At 47.9% G+C, this 22,205-nt stretch carries 17 protein-coding genes; 5 read left to right on the top strand and 12 right to left on the bottom strand.

Features of this window, described 5'->3' with window-relative positions; genetic code table 11:
- Positions 1 to 63 precede the first annotated feature (63 nt).
- Entirely contained in the window at positions 64 to 1,389 is a 1,326-nt protein-coding gene (locus HMPREF0868_RS00670; RefSeq protein ID WP_012992781.1) for a YeeE/YedE family protein, read from the bottom strand.
- 507 nt (positions 1,390 to 1,896) lie between these two features.
- Between HMPREF0868_RS00670 and HMPREF0868_RS00660 the strand changes: the two genes are divergently transcribed.
- Both HMPREF0868_RS00660 and HMPREF0868_RS00655 read left to right on the top strand, forming a co-directional pair.
- On the top strand, positions 1,897 to 2,196 hold the full coding sequence (locus HMPREF0868_RS00660; RefSeq protein ID WP_012992779.1) for a type II toxin-antitoxin system RelB/DinJ family antitoxin: 300 nt from the start codon (positions 1,897 to 1,899) through the stop codon (positions 2,194 to 2,196).
- Complete coding sequence (locus HMPREF0868_RS00655) at positions 2,193 to 2,555, top strand: type II toxin-antitoxin system RelE/ParE family toxin (RefSeq protein WP_012992778.1); 363 nt, start codon at positions 2,193 to 2,195, stop codon at positions 2,553 to 2,555. Before HMPREF0868_RS00660 ends, HMPREF0868_RS00655 begins: the two co-directional genes overlap by 4 nt.
- Before the next feature lie 115 nt (positions 2,556 to 2,670).
- Here the strand turns inward: HMPREF0868_RS00655 and HMPREF0868_RS00650 are convergent, their stop codons facing one another.
- Entirely contained in the window at positions 2,671 to 3,054 is a 384-nt protein-coding gene (locus HMPREF0868_RS00650) for a hypothetical protein (protein WP_034573959.1), read from the bottom strand.
- A gap of 274 nt (positions 3,055 to 3,328) precedes the next feature.
- Here HMPREF0868_RS00650 and HMPREF0868_RS00645 point away from each other — a divergent pair, with 274 nt between their 5' ends.
- Together HMPREF0868_RS00645 and HMPREF0868_RS00640 are read left to right on the top strand one after the other, a co-directional pair.
- A complete protein-coding gene (locus HMPREF0868_RS00645; RefSeq protein ID WP_012992776.1) occupies positions 3,329 to 4,972 on the top strand; it encodes a tryptophanase in 1,644 nt (547 codons plus the stop codon).
- Positions 4,973 to 5,254: 282 nt separating this feature from the next.
- On the top strand, positions 5,255 to 6,595 hold the full coding sequence (locus HMPREF0868_RS00640) for a sodium-dependent transporter (RefSeq protein WP_012992775.1): 1,341 nt from the start codon (positions 5,255 to 5,257) through the stop codon (positions 6,593 to 6,595).
- A 115-nt stretch (positions 6,596 to 6,710) separates the two neighbouring features.
- Here HMPREF0868_RS00640 and pulA read toward each other — a convergent pair whose 3' ends face one another.
- From pulA to HMPREF0868_RS00610, 6 genes are all read right to left on the bottom strand, one after another.
- Positions 6,711 to 8,756: a type I pullulanase gene (pulA, locus tag HMPREF0868_RS00635; RefSeq protein WP_012992774.1), complete on the bottom strand. Its 2,046-nt coding sequence runs from the start codon at positions 8,754 to 8,756 to the stop codon at positions 6,711 to 6,713.
- A 156-nt stretch (positions 8,757 to 8,912) separates the two neighbouring features.
- On the bottom strand, positions 8,913 to 10,553 hold the full coding sequence (locus HMPREF0868_RS00630) for an O-antigen ligase family protein (RefSeq protein ID WP_012992773.1): 1,641 nt from the start codon (positions 10,551 to 10,553) through the stop codon (positions 8,913 to 8,915).
- A 2-nt stretch (positions 10,554 to 10,555) separates the two neighbouring features.
- Complete coding sequence (gene wecB / locus HMPREF0868_RS00625; protein WP_041705650.1) at positions 10,556 to 11,698, bottom strand: non-hydrolyzing UDP-N-acetylglucosamine 2-epimerase; 1,143 nt, start codon at positions 11,696 to 11,698, stop codon at positions 10,556 to 10,558.
- Positions 11,699 to 11,821: 123 nt separating this feature from the next.
- Positions 11,822 to 13,822: a WecB/TagA/CpsF family glycosyltransferase gene (locus tag HMPREF0868_RS07740; protein WP_012992771.1), complete on the bottom strand. Its 2,001-nt coding sequence runs from the start codon at positions 13,820 to 13,822 to the stop codon at positions 11,822 to 11,824.
- 15 nt (positions 13,823 to 13,837) lie between these two features.
- Positions 13,838 to 14,836, bottom strand: a complete 999-nt coding sequence (locus HMPREF0868_RS00615; RefSeq protein ID WP_012992770.1) for a uridine kinase family protein — start codon at positions 14,834 to 14,836, stop codon at positions 13,838 to 13,840.
- 168 nt (positions 14,837 to 15,004) lie between these two features.
- The gene (locus HMPREF0868_RS00610) at positions 15,005 to 15,460 is read right to left on the bottom strand and encodes a VOC family protein (protein ID WP_012992769.1); all 456 of its coding nucleotides are present in this window, start codon (positions 15,458 to 15,460) and stop codon (positions 15,005 to 15,007) included.
- Positions 15,461 to 15,724: 264 nt separating this feature from the next.
- Between HMPREF0868_RS00610 and eno the strand changes: the two genes are divergently transcribed.
- Positions 15,725 to 17,038 carry a phosphopyruvate hydratase gene (gene eno, locus HMPREF0868_RS00605; protein WP_012992768.1) on the top strand — a complete coding sequence of 438 codons (1,314 nt, stop codon included), beginning with the start codon at positions 15,725 to 15,727 and terminating at the stop codon, positions 17,036 to 17,038.
- A 150-nt stretch (positions 17,039 to 17,188) separates the two neighbouring features.
- On the opposite strand, the gene HMPREF0868_RS00600 is transcribed toward eno, so the two are convergent.
- Genes HMPREF0868_RS00600 through HMPREF0868_RS00585 form a run of 4 tightly spaced genes read right to left on the bottom strand, consistent with a single transcriptional unit; the run spans position 17,189 to position 22,183 of the window.
- A complete protein-coding gene (locus HMPREF0868_RS00600; protein WP_012992767.1) occupies positions 17,189 to 18,172 on the bottom strand; it encodes a TIGR03943 family putative permease subunit in 984 nt (327 codons plus the stop codon).
- Between the two features lie 46 nt (positions 18,173 to 18,218).
- Complete coding sequence (locus HMPREF0868_RS00595) at positions 18,219 to 20,009, bottom strand: permease (protein WP_012992766.1); 1,791 nt, start codon at positions 20,007 to 20,009, stop codon at positions 18,219 to 18,221.
- Entirely contained in the window at positions 19,996 to 21,333 is a 1,338-nt protein-coding gene (locus tag HMPREF0868_RS00590; RefSeq protein WP_012992765.1) for a GTP-binding protein, read from the bottom strand. The genes HMPREF0868_RS00595 and HMPREF0868_RS00590 overlap by 14 nt, the downstream gene beginning before the upstream one ends.
- Position 21,334: 1 nt before the next feature.
- On the bottom strand, positions 21,335 to 22,183 hold the full coding sequence (locus HMPREF0868_RS00585) for a sugar phosphate nucleotidyltransferase (RefSeq protein WP_012992764.1): 849 nt from the start codon (positions 22,181 to 22,183) through the stop codon (positions 21,335 to 21,337).
- Positions 22,184 to 22,205 lie beyond the last annotated feature (22 nt).

The following is a 22,205-nucleotide window of genomic DNA, read 5'->3' as shown; positions in this document are numbered from 1 at the left end:
CAATTTTCTTAATTGGCACGGACGGTAGGGCTGACAATTTACCCAGCCGTCCATGTCTAGGTTCTATTTCTTTTGCGCTTGAGTACGATTTTGTTCAATTTGGCAACGTAGATTCAGCTTAGGCAGGATGTTGACCTTACCGGCAAAGACGAGCATACCGGCAACGCCGCCCAAAGCCATGGAAATCAGGAAAATCCAGCCCGAGAAAGAGAATGAGGTAATTGCAGAATACATAGCCCCGATATTACAACCGTAAGCAAAACGGGAACCGAAGCCGAGCATAGCGCCACCTACTGCATAATAGCAAGCATCAGTAAAGCGGAAATTGAAATCGACTTTGAAACGGTTAGCGAGTAGGAACGCTACCATACAACCGAAGAAGGTACCGATATTACGCACCGTACCGCCGTCAGCCAGCAAACCGCCGTTAACCTTCTTGAGAATTCCGCCGAAGTTTTCCGGTGAAAAAGTGATCCCAAGTTTTTGTAAAATCGCTACATCTAAAGTCACCAACGGGGAAGACACACCCCAGGGTTTGTTAGTAGTAACCATGACAAAAACGGCGAACGCTGCCAGAACAAATGTTCCGACCATGAAGCTCCAACGTTCAACGAACAGTTTGTGGTAAGTCGCATAGCTGAACAATGTGCGCGGCAAAGTATCCGGCAAAGGCTGTTCAAAATCTTCATAGTCTCCTTTAGGATCCTTATATGTTCCGGTACGTTTCCGATAAGCCTCATAACGCAACACGCCCCAATACATCAAGCCAATCAAAAGTATGGTAATGATCAAGGCCGGCACATAGCCGATCGCTTGCGGAATATGCAAACGATAACCAATTTTACCTACTGCCGTGCGGTCAAAAACCTGCCTTGCCCAATGACCCGGTGCAGCAAACAATACAAAGAAGATAAACGCTATGAAAGCACGCCCCTGTCCTTCGCCGAAGTCAGATAAAGTTCCTGAACCACAACCACCGGCCAGCATCATGCCCACACCGAAAATGAAGCCGCCGATAATCGTCGCCAGATTGGTGAAGTACACGTTTTGGGTTCCCGGAATAATTTTTTCGCCCTGTTGAGCCAAATACGCCGGAACTGCTCCGCCTGCCTGAGCTTTCCATTGCACACCCATGAAGATGATCGCCGTGATAATAAGCAAAACGAATATTGCTTTAGTCAGGCTGCCCTCACCACGAATATAGATGCGTTTAACGCCACCAGCAAATCCGTAACGTGAACGGGTCAGCGCGTAACCGAGACCGAAACCGGCTAACAAAAACATCGGCATCTTTGCATTAAGTTTACCGACATACATTCCCAGCGCGAATAGTGCAAGGACGATTATTATACCGGCCACAGTTTGAGATAATGAAATCTTTTTTTCCATAGCGCAACTCCTTAAATTAATAATATCTTTTCGTCTTATCCTACAAATTTTGTTGGGCTTTCTCACGAATAACCTAACAATTTATCTAAAGTATACCAATATTTTTCGGCTTATTTTTTTCACCTTGTGAATAGTTTTATTCTTCAGAGGAATAGTCGCGCTATATCAAGCAAAGTTGCACTCGCCGGGCAAAAAGTAAAACAAGTTTTTAATATTCGTGAACAAGTTTTTAAAAATATTTGGATCAAAAAATGCAACCGCGCGTGGCAGCTTTCGGGTCTTTGACAAAGGAAGAACAAGCTGCAGAGCTTGAAAAAGGCATGGGGGATATCCGAGCCGGCCGCACATATTCCGCCCAAAGCATTAGTCTAGCCCCATAAGTATATTATTCGTTTTGTTCCGGCTCTCGGTTTTATGCATTCCTAATATGCTATCGCAGTATGATTGCTAATCGCTTGCATATCGCAAAAATAGTATTGTATTATATTGTCAAGGAGGCGATAAACCATGGCAAGAACTTCTAACATATTTGCTCGGGTAGAGCCAGAAATCAAAGAGCAGGCTGAGCAGGTCCTAGAACAACTTGGCATCCCAATGTCCAATGCAGTCGGTATGTTTCTGCGGCAAGTCGTTCTGCAACGCGGTATTCCGTTTCCAATGAAACTGCCTGATCCGATAGCTTTCGGGTCTTTGACAAAGGAAGAACAAGATGCAGAGCTTGAAAAAGGCATGGCAGATATTCGTGCCGCCCGCACATATTCCGCCCAAAGCATTATGGATGAGCTAAAGAGAGACTATGGTGTATGACTTGGAATGTTGAATTCACCGATCGGGCAAGACGCGACCTTCGTGATATATTGGACTATATCACGTATAAGTTTCACGAACCCCAAACAGCTGTTAAGTTGGTACGGCAAATTACAAAGGAAATCCTGTCTTTGGACAATATGCCAATGCGGTATCGGCTATACGATAATGAACCGCTCAAAAGTCAAGGATTACGCTGTTTCCCTGTTAAGAATTATATTGTTTTTTATTACCCTGACGAAAGCAAAAATACGGTCTATGCCGTTCGTATTATTTACGGTGGACGTGATATCAGGCATAAACTTATGGAAACGGAACCCAATAATTTTAAAACAAAAAGTCCACCCGAAGAATGTTGATATGTACCCAGAAAACTGGACACATGTTTTGCCACTCTGCCAAAGAATGTTTCCATGATACAGTTATCATAACAGTTTCCTTTGCGGGACATAGACTGGATGATACCATGTTCTGCTATTGTAAATTGATGCTGCGGGCAAATTCGCAAATTTCCTTTTCGCTGCTCATAGGAGTCCCGTAAATAGCTATGTAAAGATGTTTCTGCTTAAAACGAACTAATGCGCCTGGGCAAATTTGCTCCTCTTTATTGCGCACCTTGCTGTTATAATGCGAACAATAAACGACCTGATCACCCGCCGCATTATAAATCTCATGTCTACCTGTGCCATCCATGGCTAAACCGGGGACATCGTCTGCGGACGGCCGGTATTTTTTCTTTTGACTTAGCCGGAGAATTTGTTTTTGTAGTATCAAAGCGTTCTTCCCCGAAAAAGCCACATGACGATAGCGTAAGTACAGCAGCCGTGAATAATACCGTAAAATAGCACTTTTTCCCAATTTTTTTGCATAATTAACCTCCGTACCTTGATCGAGCCTTTATTTTGAAATCCGCCTTATTTCCTGTTGACACTCAATCCGGTTTGGCGTATTCTCTTTTTGTACTATTTGAACATTTTTTCTCGCCATTTAGCTTATCTATTATACAATTTACATAATAGATACAGAATTAGGCAAGAGAAACTAACGGTACTGTCCGCTACTCGCCTGTTATAGGGAAACCGGCGACAACCGGGGTACCTCCGGCATCCGCCAAAGATTATGGAGGTAAACTATGAGTAAGAATTATCCCTTGAACGTCCCAACCCCACATCATTTCACTTTCGCAGTACGTGATTTGCCCAACGTAACCGTTGAACAACGCGAGCGAGTTCTCAGAGCAACGCACTATAATGAATTCGCTTTTCCGGCCGGCATGCTCACGGTAGACATGCTTTCCGATTCCGGTACCACTGCCATGACCAACCAACAATGGGCTTCATTATTTTTAGGTGACGAAGCTTACGGGCGCAACACCGGTTACTACGTATTGCTTGACACTTTCCGCGATATCTTCGAAAGAGGCGGCGAAAAGCACTGGAAGAAAATTCTTGACCTCGTCCGCACCGATTGTCGTGACGTAGAAAAGATGATGGATGAAGTATACCTTTGTGAATACGATGGTGGACTTTTCAACGGCGGAGCAGCGCAGATGGAACGACCCAACGCATTTATCATCCAACAAGGCCGGGCAGCCGAATCAGTTTTGATGGAAATTGTCCGTAACATATTGGCTAAGCGGCATCCGGGAAAAGTTTTCACCATTCCTTCTAACGGCCATTTCGACACAACCGAAGGAAACATCAAGCAGATGGGCTCCATCCCTCGCAACCTCTACAACAAAAAGTTGCTGTATGAAGTACCGGAGGGCGGCCACTATGCGAAAAACCCCTTCAAAGGGAACATGGATATCGAAAAACTTGAGCAGCTAATTCACGCGGTCGGCCCGGAAAACGTACCACTGATTTTCACTTGCATTACCAACAACCCAGTCTGTGGTCAACCCGTATCCATGGCTAATATACGTGAAATCAACAAAGTAGCTCACAAATATAACATTCCGTTGGTATTTGACGTGGCACGTTGGGCGGAAAACTGCTACTTCATCAAAATGAATGAGGACGGCTACGCTGACAAATCTATCGCTGAAATCGCTACCGAGATGTTCTCCTATTGCGACGCCTTCTGTATGTCAGCCAAAAAAGACGGTCACGCTAATATGGGCGGCATGATGGCTTTCCGTGATAAGGGCCTGTTCTGGAAAAACTTCTCCGACTTCAACCCGGACGGCAGCATTAAGACTGACGTCGGCGTATTGCTAAAAGTCAAACAAATTTCCTGTTACGGCAATGACTCTTACGGCGGCATGAGTGGGCGAGACATCATGGCTCTAGCTGTGGGACTCTATGAAAGCTGCAACTTTGACTATTTGCATGAACGAGTAGGTCAGGCTGAATATTTGGCACAAGGCTTCTATAAAGCGGGGGTTAAAGGTGTTGTCCTCCCTGCCGGCGGCCACGCTGTCTATATAAACATGGATGAATTCTTTGACGGGAAACGTGACCACACGACTTTCGCTGGAGAAGGTTTCTCACTTGAACTGATTCGCCGCTATGGCATTAGAGTTTCCGAATTGGGTGACTATTCTATGGAATACGACCTCAAAACCCCGGAACAACAAGCTGAATTGGCCAACGTTGTGCGTTTCGCCATCGACCGTAGCCGCCTGACTCAGGAACACCTGGACTACGTCATCGCGGCCGTCAAGGCTTTGTATGAAGACAGAGAATCTATTCCGAACATGCGTATCGTCTGGGGCCACAATCTCCCGATGCGTCACTTCCACGCTTTCCTTGAGCCCTATGCACCTAAAGCCTGATTGACGGCTGAGGCAAAATAGGCTTTATTCCCCCACGGCATTCGCCGTACTGAAAACGATTGATCATCCCCCCGCTCAGGGGGGATGACAACTTGTAATATTTTAGCAAGCATACAATAAATATCATCCGCCGTAATGAGGATGATTGAGAGTCATATTTTATTTTGAGGGTAAGAAACATTGTCTTTAGGCTGAATATCGGCATAACTATCAAATATATTTTAGATATATTTTTAAATTCAGGTCAGATGCTTCAGCCTTTCTACTTATTAGGAGTATTTTATGGATACTGAATCAACGCAAACTGTTCGTGACGGTTTTACGAGTAAATGGGGCTTCATTCTCGCGTCCATCGGCTCTGCCGTAGGTATGGGAAATCTTTGGCGTTTCCCGATCATGGTCTCTATCTGGGGTGGTATGACCTTCCTCATTCCTTACTTCATCTGCGTAATTCTGGTCGGTTCTTCCGGGGTTGTTGGTGAATTCGGCTTAGGTCGTTCAACCCAATCCGGTCCGATCGGCGCTTTCGCTCGTTGCACCGAATTACGTTTCAAAAACCGCCAAGTCGGTACGGTAATCGGTTTCATCCCCGTACTAGGTTCATTGGCACTATCCATCGGCTACACGGTAGTAATGGGTTGGATTTTTAACTATACTTTCAAATCTTTCGACGGTTCCCTCTTCTCTATGGGACAAAATATGAAAGTTATCGGCGGAACATTTGATAAAATAGCTTCTGACAACTGGATGTGGATCGTCATTGCCATTTTAGCCACCGTTCTGGTTATGAGCCTAGGGGTAGCCAAAGGCATTGAAAAAGCCAACAACATAATGATGCCGGCTCTGTTCTTTCTGATGGTAGCTCTAGCCATTTACATTGCCACATTACCCGGTGCCGGAGCAGGCTATAAGTATATTTTCACTATTGATCCTCAAAAACTTGCCGATCCTATGCTCTGGATTTTCGCCTTCGGACAAGCTTTCTTCTCCTTATCGGTTGCCGGTAACGGTTCCGTTATCTACGGTTCATACCTGCCTAAAGGTGAAAACATTCCTGAGGCTTCCCGCAATGTCGCTTTCTTTGATACCATAGCTGCTCTCCTTGCAGCCTTTGTCATCATTCCGGCCATGGCAGCCGGCAATGCGCCGCTCCAAAAAGGCGGCCCCGGTTTGATGTTCGTTTGGCTCGTCAACGTTTTGAATGGTATGCCGGGCGGCAGAATAATCGGCATTATCTTCTTCGTCTGCGTCCTCTTCGCCGGCCTCAGCTCAATCATCAATTTGTATGAGGTTTCTGTAGCGGCCTTACAGGATCATATAAAACTTTCCCGTCCTTTGGCAACCACCGTCATTTTGGTTCTCGGCTGTGTTGTGGCAATTTTAATTCAAACAATAACCGGGCCTTGGATGGACTTCGTTTCTATCTATATTTGCCCGCTCGGAGCTTTCTTAGCCGGGACAATGTTCTTCTGGATTGCCGGTAAGAAATATGTTCTACACGAAATTAATGAAGGTATGAAACATCCGATCGGAGGCTGGTTCTATCCACTGGGCAAATACATTTACTGCGTTCTCTGTTTAATAGCTTTGATCGCTGGAGCAATTTTGGGCGGCATCGGCTGAGTGACGCAGATGTCATCCTAAAAAAGGTCGGCACGCGATCGTGCCGGCCTTTTAGTTTGTTTGCAGTTTGTATGCAGTTTGTTTGGCTGCCGACCGTCAGCCGAGGTCGAGCGTTTTACAAGCTTGCTTGCGTCGTTTCCGGCTGCTGGAGCAAAACCAAGGTTGCCAACGGCGGTACTGTCCCGAAACCATCTTCAACCGTCATTTCACCCAAGCCGTCAAGGTTTACTTCCGGAGTATTGACTAGCACCTTGTATTTGCCATCCGGTAACGGAAGATTTTTTATCGGTTCTTTGCCGACATTGTGAGCAATGTACAAGTAACTCTCAGATCCGGCCGGTGATGCATCTTCCTCACCTTCCGCACCTCTCCCGCTCGCCAACGTCGCGGCATCTTCACCCAAGCTCAATCGGTAAGCCAGACAACCGTAGCCTTGCATCAAAATGCTGAATGCTCGGTTAATCGACTGATAATCGGTTAGATTAAAAATTGCTGCGAAATGTTTGCGTAATTTGATTATTCCCCGGATAAAATCCGTCAACTGCGCATTTGCCTGAACCCGTTGCCAATCAAAGCCGTTAATACTGTCCGGCAGATTATACGAATTGCTCGCCCCCTGTTTGGTGCGTCCCCACTCCTGCCCAGCGTGCAAAAATGGGGTGCCGAAAGACAATAACAAAATTGATGTAGCTAAGGCCGAGCGACGCAATAATTCAGTTTCCGACGCTGAAGGCAAAGTTTTTTTCAATTGATCATATAAAGTGTAGTTATCATGAGCCGCGACATATTGAACTACCTGGGCGGCGGACAGATACGGTCGGCCGCAGTTTTGGCCGCCGCGCACTCCGTTCATCAAACCGGCCTCCAAGTCATGGCCATCGTTGACAAAACCATGCGACGGACTGTTGTCACCGCGGATTAAATCGCGAATATTGTCGTTGAAGAACGCAATATGCGACAGTTTATCAGCATGCCGCTGATTAGCTCCATCGTCCTGTGGATGGAAGCCCATATCCCACCCTTCCCCTAGAATGAAAATATCCGGATTGACAATACATGCTTCCCGGTAAATTTCCTGCATCGTTCGGATGTCTAATATTCCCATCAAATCGAAGCGGAAACCATCAAGCTTATATGTAGTCAACCAATGAATTATTGAGTCGACTATATATTTTCGCACCATCGGGCGTTCAGAAGCGATTTCGTTGCCACAACCGGTGCCGTTGCAATACTCGCCATTTGCCCCGGTACGGAAATAATATCCGGGAACAATTTTGTCAAAAGCATGTTCTCCCGTCTGAAAAACATGGTTATAAACGACATCCATTATCACCTTGATACCATTGGCGTGAAGGCAGTCAATCAGCTTTTGCAACTCAAATATGCGGTTGAACGGGTCGGCCGGGCGAGTGGAATAAGCTCCCTCCACTGCATTAAAGTTAAGCGGGTCATAACCCCAATTATATTTGGTTTCCGGAGCTGCTTCGTCCACCGACTGAGAGCTAAAATCAAAAATCGGCATCAACTGGACATGCGTAATTCCGAGGGACTTCAGATAATCCAAACCGGTAATTTGCCCATCGGCAGTGTGAGTGCCGGTTTCCGTCATCGCCAAAAACTTACCGCGATTTTTCATGCCACCGGCTGTCAAGATTGAGTAATCACGCACGTGCAGTTCATAGATAATCGGCAGTTTGAGTTCACCGAAATTGGCGAGAGGTGCTGGAGTCGGCCGTGGAGCAAATACGACACTGTACATACCGTTAAGGCTTACCGCTTTGGCATAAGGGTCAACTGTCTGTGCAGTTCGTCCGTTCACAGTAACTTCATACCGATAACGCGTCCCGGTTAAGTCATAGTCTGTTGAGTAAGAAAAAACACCTTTATCTTGACGATACATCGGCCAGGTCTCCGTAACATTACCGGCCTCATCATAAGTTAGCAAATTGACGCGTTCGGCCGTAGGTGCCCATAGCTTAAAAGTAGTAGCATCGCCGCCCGTGAAATTGCCTAATTCCCCATCATAAGTGTAATCGGCTATAAATTGCGGCGTATCGTAAAGATCGGTACCGCTCGGAAGTTGTGCCGTATTTACGGCTGCTGTTTCGGTATCAATAGTAATGTGGTTCTCCCCCTCTGCGAATATTTTTTGTGCAAACAAATTTAACTACATTTTATGTATTTCGGTCAGAACGGATCAAGCCAAACGAGCAGAATCGGTTCTGGCAAACCCGCATAACAGTATACAACTAAATACTGATATTGTAGAGTGCATTCGGCGCAAGCGCATCATTTTAATTAAATCATTATTGATTACCTAGTCGCTCAACCGGCAACCGCCACCGGCCGCGGAGGATGACTCGACCAAATCACACCAAACTATAGCCAAAAGTGCAGCTAAATATATCGACACCGAAGGGCGACGCAGCACCGAACCCCCAACAAGTGCCGCCGCCAGCAATAAAGCCACGCCATAGCCGGCAATGAGAATCTCGTGATTTTGCCAAAATTTTCGTGAACCCACCCGGCGTATATGCTTCCCTAGCATGATCACCAGACAAAGCAACCCCAGCAAAAACAACGTGACTCCTATGTACCCATTATAGTAATACAATGCCTGGGCATCGCTTTCCAAATCATAGCTACCGTCCTCCCAGGGGACAGACATGGTCGCGAAATTCAATCCAGTCCAACGCAAAGCGGCCGGGCTTTGAGCTAAACGCAAGGCGGCAAAGTGAATTTTTTGGGTTCGCACATTGCGCAAAACCGTAAAATCGGTCGAACTGTTGTAAGCTGTAACTACCTCGCGCAAGCCGAATTCCTTCACGATGCTCGGCATGTAAAACTCATACAATGGCCGCAAATCCTCCAGCGAATACTCATGTTTTTTCCCGTCGAGTCGGGGCAGGTTTTTGATCATGTTTTGCGCGGCCGAAGAAGCTATGGCAAAGTCCTGTTCACGCATTTGCTGCATGGGGGAATAGCTTTTAAAGGAAACGGCCAAAACCGCCATCAAAATCGGGCAAATTACGACGATTTTCAGCAAGTTGATCCCCGATTGCCGACGTGCCGTAGTCGTTGCGCCGCAACAGACTTCTTCTCCGACTCCGCCCCGCCGTGCCACTTTTGCCCGAGTCCGCAGATAAAAATAATAACCGAGCAAGCTTAGCAACATCGCTGCTGCCGTGGCCGGCAAAGAATAAAACGTAACTCTTGTCCCGAAGAAGAAAAGGCGCAAGCCGCCAGCCAGGGTCACCGCCCCAAAGCATAGTGCAAAACAGCTCGGTCGGCAAAGTAGTTGTTGCAATTTGCCACCACAGCAATTGGACGCAAGCGCATCATCGGCCGCGCGGAATAATGCATACAGCGTCAAAGGATATAGAACAGCCAAAATATTACTTTGTGCATTGGCATTTTGATACCAACCCAGCAACCCGTGATGCAGGTCGACATAAGTGTAGCAAAAACTCCCGCTCAGCAAGGCAATCAAGTCTAAGAGACAGATCAGACCGAACACGCCTGCCGCACACCGCCAAAAAATGCGCCGCAGCACGCGCCGTTCACCGCCAAATAGATTAATCAGACAAACCGTGGCCACCGGCAATTGCGCTAATTTCAAGTAGTTGGCTAAATCAGCCGTTACCGCCGTAATACCGCTCAGCCGCCCTATCCAAAAATGAACCAGCCAAAAGACGACACACCCGATGTCTATACATAGAGCAACCAGGCGATACCGCCGGTCAGGCGCAAAATACAGTCCGCCTCCAACCAAGAGCAACATTATAGAACCGCGCAACAACGTGCTGACCGCGTTGCCGTAGCCATGCACCGCTAAAGCAAAAGAAAGGATATCCAAACATGGCTGGCAGAAAATCAATAAAATCAGGAAAATTTTTCCGGGCCGCAGTTTTTTATCCGGCCAAGCGGAAATCATCGCAGAAGAATTATCAAGTAACATAATCAGTTTGTCCGATCCGTAAGAAATTTTACAACAGCACGGCAAATATACTCTGCCGCATGCCCGTCGCCATAAGGATTAACCGCTCGGCACATTGCCCGATATGCCGTCTCATTCGTCCACAACTCATTCACAGCGCGGTATATTGCCTCTTCCGACGTCCCGACTAAGCGCAACGTTCCGGCCGCTACACCCTCCGGGCGCTCCGTCGTATCGCGCAAAACCAAAACCGGTTTATCCAAGGCCGGGGCCTCCTCCTGGATGCCACCACTATCGGTCAAAATCAAGTAAGCCATATTCATCAAGTGGTGAAATTCCAAGACGTCCAGCGGATCAATCAGCTTTACGCGAGGCTGGCCTCCCAAAATTTCTCGAGCTGCTTTTTGTACTTGTGGGTTAAGATGGACCGGATAAACCACATACATGTCTTGATGTTCGGCCAGCAACCAGGCAATGGCTCGGAACATATGCCGCATCGGATCGCCAAGATTTTCCCGGCGATGTGCCGTGAGCAGTACCAGTCTTCCTTTGGCCGACCAAGCCGCCAGCTCAGCCAGCAACGGTTCCGAATTTTCCTTGGCCAGGCTCATGTACAAGGCATCAATAGCAGTATTGCCGGTAATTTTAATCCTTTCTTGCGGAACCCCCATGCGCCGCAAATTTTCCGCGGCCGCTGTTGTCGGGGCAAAATTAATGTCGGCCAAAACAGAAATCATTTGCCGATTCATTTCTTCCGGGTAAGGTGAATACTTGTTGTACGTGCGCAAACCAGCCTCAACATGTCCCAAGGGAATTTGCGCATAAAAAGTCGCCAGAGCGGCCGCCAGGGCGGTGGTCGTGTCTCCGTGTACCAATACCAGATCGGGCTTGGCCTCGGCCAAAACTCCCTGCATTCCTCGTAAAACCGCTGTTGTAATGTCGGTCAAGGTTTGGCCTGGGCGCATTATATCCAGATCATAGTCCGGCTTGATCGCGAACACATTTAAAACCTGTCGTAGCATTTCGCGATGCTGGCCCGTAACACAAACTATCGGTACGGTTTTCGAGTTACTGGTCAGTTCGGCAACTACCGGTGCCATTTTAATAGTTTCCGGCCGTGTGCCGAAAACAGTCATTATCCGCCATTTACGTTTTTCCTCGATCATTTTCATCTCCATTTTATGCCTATCAATTATGTTATTTTTTCCAATTTTCCGGGCATTCTTATCTCGGACATTCTTATCGCTGAGCAGCCTCATCACCGGTCAGTCTTATCCCGAGCAGACTTTTCACCGGTCAAGCTTATCGCCGGTCAGTCTTGTTCGCCAGACCTGCCCTAAAAAACCAAGATTATTCCTGACAAACCGCCCCAGCCGTTTCGGCTCATGCAGCAGCCGGTAAGCCCATTCCAAATTGAGCTTACGCCAGATTTTTGGAGCACGCCGTTTTTGCCCGCTGATCACATCAAAAGAACCTCCGACCCCGATCAAAATCCCCTGCGATAGGCTTTTTCGACATTGCGCCAAAAACGTTTCCTGCCGCGGCGCCCCCAACGCAGCCAAAACCAAATCCGGCTGAGTGGCAGCGATTTCCGCCTGCAAAACAGCTTCATTCTGCCCGTAACCGTGATAAGCACCAACAATTTGCAAATCCGGATAAGCTTGCTTAATTTTAGTAAGCAAAGCCTCCATCACCTCCGGCTTGGCACCGTACAAAAAGATTTTGCCCCGGCGCGGTGCTAAAGCAGCCAACAATTTTTCGACCAGTTCGACACCCGGAATACGGGTCAGAGACGGCAAGCCCAGCATTTTCGCTGCCTTTACCACTCCGATTCCATCCGCCACAATCAGCGTTTCGGGATCACGCAATATTCCATCATAAGACGGCAATCGCTGTCCCAGCATGAGGATTTCCGGATTGGCGGTAACTACCAAAATCGGCGGTAGTTCCTGCTCAAGCCGCTTCAGCAATTCCGGCACCAGCTCGGCCATCGTCTTGTCGTACAATTTTTCGAAGTATTCACGCATTTTATCCGATCTAACTTTAACCGACCCCGGAGCTTTAACCGGCCCCAGAGCAAAAAGTTCCATCCAGCGTTCCATAATTTTCTTCTCGCTGTAAGCCTCGCCCATGGCCGCCAACCCGGGTTGCAAGATGTCGATAGTTGCCGGCTCGGTCAACAGTTTTGCCGCTGCGGCCGCCATTTCCTCAGCGTCATCGTCCTTAATCAGGAATCCGGTTTCCCCATTTTTTACCAAGTCACGCGGAGCCATACGCACATCATAAGCCAAAATCGGTGCCCCCATGGACGCCGCCTCCAATATAACGAAGCTGAAGCCTTCCGTATGACTGGTCAAAAGCATTACCTTGCTTTGGGCTAGGGCAGCCAAAATTTCCTCTCGATTCCGCATGCCGTGCAAAACAAAAAATTCGCTTAGATCGGCAGCGGCAATTTCCCGTTTCAGCTCCGCCATTTCTTGCCCATCGCCATAAACGTCGATCACAAACAGCGGCTCCACCTCGGCGCGGCTACTTGAACCAGCAGCCATATCCGCTAGAAGCAACCGTCGCAAGCCCTCTGCAATCGGCAAAAGTCGCAAAACCCCTTTTTCCGGGGACAGCCGCCCCACCCAAACCAAATGGTTGTGACGTTTAACAGCCGTGAGCGATGTCGATTGAGCCGGCATTTTGCCCGGATCCATGTGAAGACAATTGCCAATCGCGTGTAGGCGTATGGACGAATTGTACGGCCGAATCAGCGGCTCCAATTCAGCTTTCAGACTTGGCAATAGCAAGACAAAGTCATCAATATTTCGATAATGGTGCTGAAAGCCACGCAAAAGCTTTGGATCAAAGCGATGATCATGATGCAACTGCGCCACCTTTTGCACCCCGGATCGCCCATAGCGACTGACCAAAATTGAATGCTCATGCCGCGTGCTGACAATTACCCCATTTTCTACAGCTTTAATCGCCTTGACCATGGTTTGCCGTTTTAAATACAAAGTCACGGCCGCACGATAGGCCTCGCGAAGCACAGAAAATGGCCTTCTGGCGCGTAAAGCTGCCCCCAATTCACTGCGATTCGGCCGCCGATCGGTCAAATAACAGGTTTCCACCTCCGGGGCCAAATGATAAGCCGGCTCGCCCAAATAATAGGTACATATTATCCGAACTTTATATCCTTCGGCAGCCAAATAATTCGCCTGCTGAGTAATAGCTAGCTCGACCCCACCGTGCTGCAAATGCAAAGCTGTAAAAGTAATTGCTTTCCTTTGATCTTTCCGCATCTATTCTCGCTGCCGTCACTTTCCCAAAAATTCATTCAAAATCGAAATTGCCGGTACAACATCCGGCGACACACAAGGAATGTCTCGCGTAGCGGCCACCAACTCAGTCGCTTTTTTTACAGTATACGAGAGATCTGCATACAATTTGCCGTTTGACATATAGATAGATTGTTTTATTTTGCCTTCCCGATAATCAGCTAATTCCTGTTCAATCAGGCCGGCAGCCAACGGTGCAATAACAAAAAATTCATAAGGCATCGCGCTGTTTATAAAAACATCGGCCCGCGCCAAATACTCGGGGAAGACGGCTTCTTCACTCGCGTCCAACATGGGCCAGTAGTCAATCGTGGAAAAAGGATTGGTACTGCGTTTAAAATGGTCGCGGGAAACTCGGCGCAAAATGCGGATGTCACGGGAATCCAGCAAGCAGCGATTTGCGGTCAAAGTCGCATAGGGCATTATGAATACTTTCAGGCAGTTAGCCGGATTGATCCCCTGCTCGATTTCCTTGCTGAGGCCGTGTAAACCCTCTACCAGCAAAATACCACGCGGCTCCATCGTTAATTTGTTCCTTGGATCGAAGGAACGCTTACGGGTCACAAAATCATAGCTTGGGACGTTGACTTCGCCGTAATGTAAAAGCTTATCTATATGTTCAACTATCAAGTCAATAGAAAGAGTATCTATGCTTTCAAAATCAGGACGGCCTAAAGCATCTTTGCCCGTGCGTTTTTCACGGTAATAGTCGTCAAGATGCAACGAAACGGTTGAACGGCCGTGCAAATGCAGCGCCCCAGCCAACCGGTTGGCAAAGGTCGTTTTGCCGGAAGATGAAGGTCCGGAAATAAAAATAGCTTTAATATCCGGGTTCCAAGCCGCCCGGTCTGCCACATCGTTAGCCATCCGCAGGAAATCACTCTCGCTTTCGCGGACAAACCAACGCATTTCTACGTGGCCAAGGCGTTCTTTCAGATCGGCCAGATCATAATAAACCATCTTTCCGAATTCAGCCATAAAATATCCCTCTTTTCTATACAAAGACTTGCAACATCTCCCTGCGCCGTGAGAACAGATCAGCGTACGATGCCCCGCCAGTTCGTAGTCCTGGAAATGCCAATTCGTTTCTGATTATAACACGGTACCCCTGCATTTATAACGCCAGTTCGGTCGTTTTTAGCAGCCTCACTCAAGCGTTTCGGTCGCCTCCAAAATTATACCGTTAGGATCTCTAAAATAAATTGCTTTGCTTTTGCCCATATCATACTCTGTAGCATCAAAATACTGCGGCGCGGATAAGACTTCTACCCCGTATCGAAGCAGGCGGCGATAAAATTCGTCTATGTTTTCGACGGTAAAACAAAGTTCAGAAATTGAATTATTAAACAGTGAAGTAGGTATGCGCGGTACCTTGATATCGGCAAATTCAATCAGTTCAATCAACGAGGTGTGTGCCGTCGGATCACAAGTGAAATATGCCACCCGACAAGCGGCATTGCGGCGTTGAAACAGTTTGTCTGTCGCCTCTCCCGCCATTCTCATCTCTCCGACAAAGTGCAGCTGTAAAACTGTTTTATAAAATTCGATAGTCTTATCGAGGTCGTGGACTGTAAAGCCTATATGTGCAATTTGTTTTATCATTCGTCCTCCGGTTTAAATAGGCGTCATCTTCATCCTATTGGTGGTAGTAATCTGTAGATTAATTATATCAGAATGTCGCATCGCAAGCCCCCGTGCGTATCGTCCACGCCATCAACAAATTTTGAGGTGATACAACAAACTTTCAAAATCGCATTAGCAGTTATATTCAATTTACGTTATAATCTGTCTGTGGCGATGCTTTTCCGCCCCGGGTGTACTATAATATACATGCACTTATTAATGATTTTTGAGGAGGAATTTTTCATGCAACAACAAATTAAAATTGCGTCTATCCATGCACGCGAAGTGCTCGACTCACGTGGCAATCCGACCGTTGAAGTTGATTTGATCACCGAATATGGCACCCTTGGTCGTGCCGCCGTCCCATCAGGTGCTTCAACCGGTGCTTTCGAAGCTGTCGAACTGCGCGATGGTGACAAGAGCCGTTACAACGGCACAGGCGTTTTAAAAGCTGTCGCCAATGTCAACGACATTATTGCTCCGGAGCTGATAGGCCACGATGTTTTTGATCAAGAAGGCCTGGATCGTCTGATGCTCAAATTGGACGGAACTGACAACAAAGGCAAACTGGGTGCCAACGCCATCCTCGGTGTATCACTTGCCGCTGCCAAAGCTGCCGCTGCCGAGCTCGAACTTCCCCTTTACCTTTACCTCGGCGGTATCAAAGCCAAAACTTTGCCGGTCCCGATGATGAACGTCATCAACGGTGGTAAACATGCTGATAACAGCGTAAACTTACAAGAATTCATGATTATGCCGACCGGAGCTTGCTGCTTCCGCACCGCTTTACGCATGTGCGCCGAAGTTTTCCACACTCTGAAAAAATTGCTCAAAGCTGACGGCTACGCCACATCCGTAGGTGATGAAGGCGGTTTTGCTCCTAACTTCAAAAATGATGAAGAGCCGCTGCAATACTTAGTCAAGGCAATCGAAGCTGCCGGCTATAAACCGGGCAAAGATTTCCACATCGCCATGGATCCGGCTATGACCGAACTGTACGATGCTGCCAAAGCCAAAGGCCACGAAGGCGAGTATTATTTCTGGAAATCAGACAAATTCATGACCAGGGCTCAAGTTATTGATTTCTGGGAAGAAATGACCAGCAAATACCCGATTATCTCCCTTGAAGACGGCCTCGCCGAAGAAGACTGGGAAGGCTGGCAAGAACTAACCAAACGCCTCGGTCACAAAGTCCAACTGGTCGGCGATGACCTGTTCGTAACCAACTCCAAGCGTTTGGCAAAAGGTATTGAATTAGGTGCTGCCAACTCCATTCTGATTAAAGTTAACCAAATCGGCTCACTTACCGAAACTCTAGAAGCTATGGATATGGCCGCAGCTGCCGGTTACACCGCCATTGTTTCCCACCGTTCCGGCGAAACTGAAGACACCACCATTGCCGATATTGCCGTTGCCACCAATGCCGGACAGATCAAAACAGGTGCGCCTTCTCGTACCGACCGTGTAGCCAAGTACAACCAACTTCTCCGCATCGAAGAAGAATTGGGCGACAAAGCTGTTTACCTCGGCATGAAAGCTTTCAAATTCAACAAGTAATTTGAGATAAATTGCCCTCATGGTAAACATTACCTTAACGGGAACCTAAAAACTAACAAGCCTGCCTCGTCTATGCGCGAAGCAGGCTTGCTTTTTTCGGGCTTACTTGTCCGTGTACAATTTTTCGACTTACTTGTTTACTTCTGAACCTTACTTGTTTACTTCCGTAGGAACTTTGACAGTGCCGTAATAATAAGCATAAATGTTGACCGGAGTCGGTGCATCAGTCAAATCAATAATCTTCAGCATCGCCGCTTCCTCCGAAGGATTGAGCGGATCGCCACCCTTGCGTTTAACAATTTTGGCCGTGACATACACCCACTGCCCAAGTTTAGCCTTAATTTTCGGCTGCATATCCGCCAGCAACCCCATATTTTTTGCATCGGCCGCGCAACAAAACATGATCGGTCTGCCCGGCAAAAACTTGTCCGCCGGCAGTTCTGGCTCTTGGCTGATTCTACCTAGATAAGTGTATGTTTTGCCCACATATTTATCGGTATTCGTCATCATTTCTACTAACCAAGACGCATAATGTGCGCTGTCAATATTGATTGATCCTTTTATCTTCGGGAGAACTTCCGCCTGATCCGTTCCGGCTTGATCGGTTAGGCCGGCTCCGTCACCAGTTCCGTTCATGCCGGCAGCTCCAGAACCGGTGCCAGTTGCCCCTTGCGCCCCGGTTGAATTTAACGTACTCTGATTACCGCTCCCGGCGACCTGCTCATCATATCTTTCGAGACCAATTGACTCGGTCGGGGCTGGCGTGTAGGCAAAAAACGCCGCAAAAAGAGGTATGAGGACCCATAGGAAACCGTTCAGTTTAAACCGCAAATTTACTTCATTAATTCTGGCGGCCTGCGCGACAATCCCCCCAAGCAATATAAAAATACTCAGCCATAAAAACGGCAAATACCGCGGATGAATATATTTTTTATAATTACCCGTGGCCACCATATATATAAACAATATTGCCAGAACAGCCATAATTACGATTTGCAAAGCAATACGGCCGTTTAATAAACACGAGCGGCCTTTACCTGCCTCCCCCGGACGCTTGAAGAAACTAAACTCATGGCTTTTAGACGCTGCCACTGCAAGCTTCAGCCTGTCAAATTGTGTATTTTTTTGAGACATAAACATCTCCCCTAACCATAAGTTCTATAACCGAAAACTGCCGGCCTTACAAAAAGCCGCCCAGTCGCGGCAAAACCCCGCGCGGCAACACATACAAAACGCCGAAGAGCAGCAGCATAATTATCAGCAGCGTAACAACGTACTCCCCTACCGCTTTTTTACCGAGGCCGTTTTTCCAAAGCAACAAATTCTTTATATCAAGTAACGGACTAAAAGCCATATAGATCAAAACTGCCGGAGCAGGCAAAAAAGATGTGAAATTTTTGGCCAAGAAAGCATTGGAATTAGCGCAAACCGCCAAAAATACTGCCAACGGCACCGTCAACAGAACGGCGAGATGCGTGTTCCGACTCAAAAATTGAGCCGAAGAAGCGGTAAAAAGTTCATGCACAATCGCACTAAGCAACGCACCGGCAACAACATACGGCATCAATGTCATAAATTCCTGTATCGTATGTCGGAATACCGCCACCGCCTTATTTATACCGGAATTTCCGCTAAGCTCACCGATATAACCCGAAGTGCAAACCAAATCCGCTACTACTGATTCTTTCGCCCTCAACTCACCCTTTTTTCGCCACGACCATTCCTGCAGGCAAACCGCACCGCTAAGTAAAACAGCTGTCATCAAGCCTAAACCGAGACGCCATACATAAACAAGCGGCTGTCCTGGGAAAGCATAAAAAGTAGACAAGATAACCAACGGATTGGTCACCGTAGAGGCGACAAAAAACAAAAACGCAATTGGCCGACTCACACCTTTGCGTAAAAGTCGAGTGATTATCGGCACCAGTCCGCAATCACAAATCGGCAGAACACTGCCCAAGCCCAAAGTCAACGGCACACTTATGTACCATGGACGCTTGAGCCATTTTTGTACAGTAAGATCGCTTACTGTCACCTGCAAAACAGAGGAAATCAAGGCCGCCATGAGCATAAATGGCACAATTTGGAACATTAAAGCAAGAAAATATTTGCTGATTGCCACCCCGGCAGCCTGCCAATTCTCCAAGCCGGGCAAAGCGAACCAGGCTCGCAGCAGAACCGCCGCCCAAACTGCCAGTAGCACCAACAAAAATTGTAGGCCGCCCCCGATTCCGGCGTCCGTAATTTTTCGCAACAAGCCGCTCGGCAGCGGCGGCAAGTTCTCCGACACGGCAAATTTTAGCTCATCAACAGCTCCGGCTGCACTTGAGACTGCAAAATCGGCTGGATTTGATTCCGCCTTCTTCTTCCAGCAGAAAAATTGCAGCCGCGAATTATAAGCCTGTAGCTTTCGGCGCAGAACCTCGGCTATCTTTTGCTGAGCACTTTCGGCCGCATCCACGGCCTGCCCCGTCAGCCCGGTTTCTTGCGTTGCGCTAGGAGAATAAAAATTCAGCAGAACACCCTCGCTTTCGCTCAAAACTTGTGCCGACAAACTGCCCATCCCCGTAATTTGACGATCAGCAGCAGCAACTGACTGAACATTAAGAGAGTACTGCAAATATGCCATGCACGGCGGTATTGCCGCCTTTATTTGTGCTAACGGCCAAACCCCGTTATATTCGACGATCAACATATCTGGCGACGTTTCCCGCAACATTTCGGTCAGAAAAGTTCTGGTGAGTTTTTCAGGACGGCTGATTTCATTAAACGCAACCAGCTCTGCCAATGTAGCAATATCCAACTCAGCCTCACCTTTCTCGCACGTCAACAAAGCCAGCTTAGCTTTCGGCGCATTGTCACGCAACGTCTTGACCAGTCGCGCGATAAATGATGTCTTGCCGCTGTCCAAAAAACCGGTAACCAAAATTATCGGCACACGTTGCGTAAGTTTAAATCTAAGCTTCGGCATCAGAGAACTCCAAGCCGTTCACCTTAAAAAATGTTTCGACGGCATCTTTATTGATATTGGTCCCGATGAAGATAATCACGCTCCGATCGGATTTTGTCTGGAGACGACGTTGCCACTCTCCGCCGGCATATTCAAGGTGAAGCCATTCCTCGGTCGGATTGCCGTCCGCTCCTGCCAATGGCACAAGTCCTTTGCAGCGTTCTATTCCACCGAAAGCCCCCGCCTGCAAAGCAGTACGCAAAGCTTCTGCCTTGTATACGGAGCAAGATTTCAGTTTGTAGCTCAGAGATACGAAAGTCGGACGCTCTTTAACCGAATTTGCAGGAGCCTCCGATTTTGCCTGTGCCGAGACCGAAGCCTGAGGTTGACCATGTGAAGCGACCGTCGCTCCCGGCGCGGTTGCAGCAGTCAGATCCCCCGAAATCGCTTTATCCGCATCAGAGGCTTGCGACTTGATGAACTTCCGCCCACCGGCCAACGCCCCAACCTTTTTATCTTTTTCCGCCGCATTTGCATCATAATAACCCGCCCAAGCCGCCGGGAATTTTGCCATATCAGGCAACTTTTCCCCGTCCAACAAAATATGATTCCAGTCCTCCGGTGACAGACTCATCAGCCCGGTAAAATGAATTCTCGCTTTTTGGTTATAGCGACGCAGATCCTCAACGCAGCGCAACTTTTCAGCATCCGTAAGCATTTCCGTTCGCGTCAGGAGAATTTCTGTCGCGCCTTTCAGCTGATCGGCGAAAAAATCCCCGAAATTCTGCAAATAGCGACGATATTTCTTAGCATCAACAACAGTAATTGCCGCCCCCAACTGGATAGACGAATTATCTGCCGCGGAAGCTTCAGGCGGTACCCCATCACGTCTTAATGCAGACTCAGCCCCATTGCTCGCAGCCGCGGCATCGGCGTTCCCACTTTGCGACGCAAGTTGTCGCCGCCATCTTAAGCCACGCTCATCAACAGCGATTTTTTGCCCCGCCATGCTACGTTTTACCAAGTCAAAACAAGCGTTTTTAACATCGGAAAGCAAAGCGACCCCGGACGGCTCAATTATCACTTCCGCTAAATCGTAGGTAGCTAAAAGTTTCGCCAAAGCGCCGCGAAAATCACCGGCTAACGAGCAGCAAATGCAGCCAGAGCTCATTTCCAAAATGTTGACGGCAGTCTCACGCAGCAACGCTCCATCCAGACCAACCTGACCGAATTCGTTTTCAACAATCGCCACTTTGCCGCGCCCGGCCCGCCCTTCCAACAAATATTTTATCAACGTGGTTTTACCGGCACCTAAAAAGCCGGAAATTATATGTATTTTTGTCATTTCATCCTTGCTCCCCTCTTAAAATTCGGCTAACCAGATCAAGATCGGCCTGAGTGTTGACCCCGAGTCCCTCATATTTGCCGGTTGAGCGGTAAAGCTCAATTTTGTCTCCTCTACTGCGTAAAAAGCCGGGAATATCGGTTAAGTAGTATTCATTTTGGGAATTATCATTTTTTAATGAAGCAATGCCGTCCAAGAGTGCTTGCACAGCAAAAACATATACGCCGGCATTGTATTCGTGAATTGCTTTTTGCGCCGGGGTACAGTCGCGATCCTCCACCACTTCACAAAATTCGCCGTCTTCGTTGCGAATTATCCGTCCATAAGCCAAGTCAAGTGGGGTATCGTACGATAAAATCGTACAGGTAGCCGCACTCGCTATATGATGTTTGATCATTCCTATATACGTTTCGCGGCTGATGAGCGGCATATCTCCATAGCAGCATAAAATCGGGGCGGCCGGTAATTTTTTCGCTACTTCTTCGAGCCAGGCGCGGGCTTGAGCGACGGCATGTCCGGTGCCGAGTTGCTCTGTCTGGATAACGTGTAAGTATTCCGGGGCTACCGTAGCACATACTTTTTCCCACATATAGCCGACAACAAGCATGGTGTCCGACGGGTCAATAAAATTTAAGGTCCGCAGAACATGCTCCAAAAGGGTGTGCCCGGCCGCCCGGCGCAGCACTTTCGGCAGGTTGGCCGCTTCGCTGTTCAGGCGTTTCCCTTGCCCGGCCGCCAAGACCACCGCTCGCACTTTTGCCGGTATTTTTTCCGACATGTTTTCAGCGGAACGGGTAAGTATGTCCATGCTCAAATTATCTTTCATATTTGCTTTCGTATTTTCTTTCATATTTTGCTTGTATTCGCTTTCA

Source organism: Mageeibacillus indolicus UPII9-5 (assembly GCF_000025225.2).
GTDB classification, from domain to species: domain Bacteria; phylum Bacillota; class Clostridia; order Saccharofermentanales; family Fastidiosipilaceae; genus Mageeibacillus; species Mageeibacillus indolicus.
The sequence above is the reverse complement of the archived record's forward strand: the minus strand, read 5'-3'. Positions and strand labels throughout refer to the sequence as shown.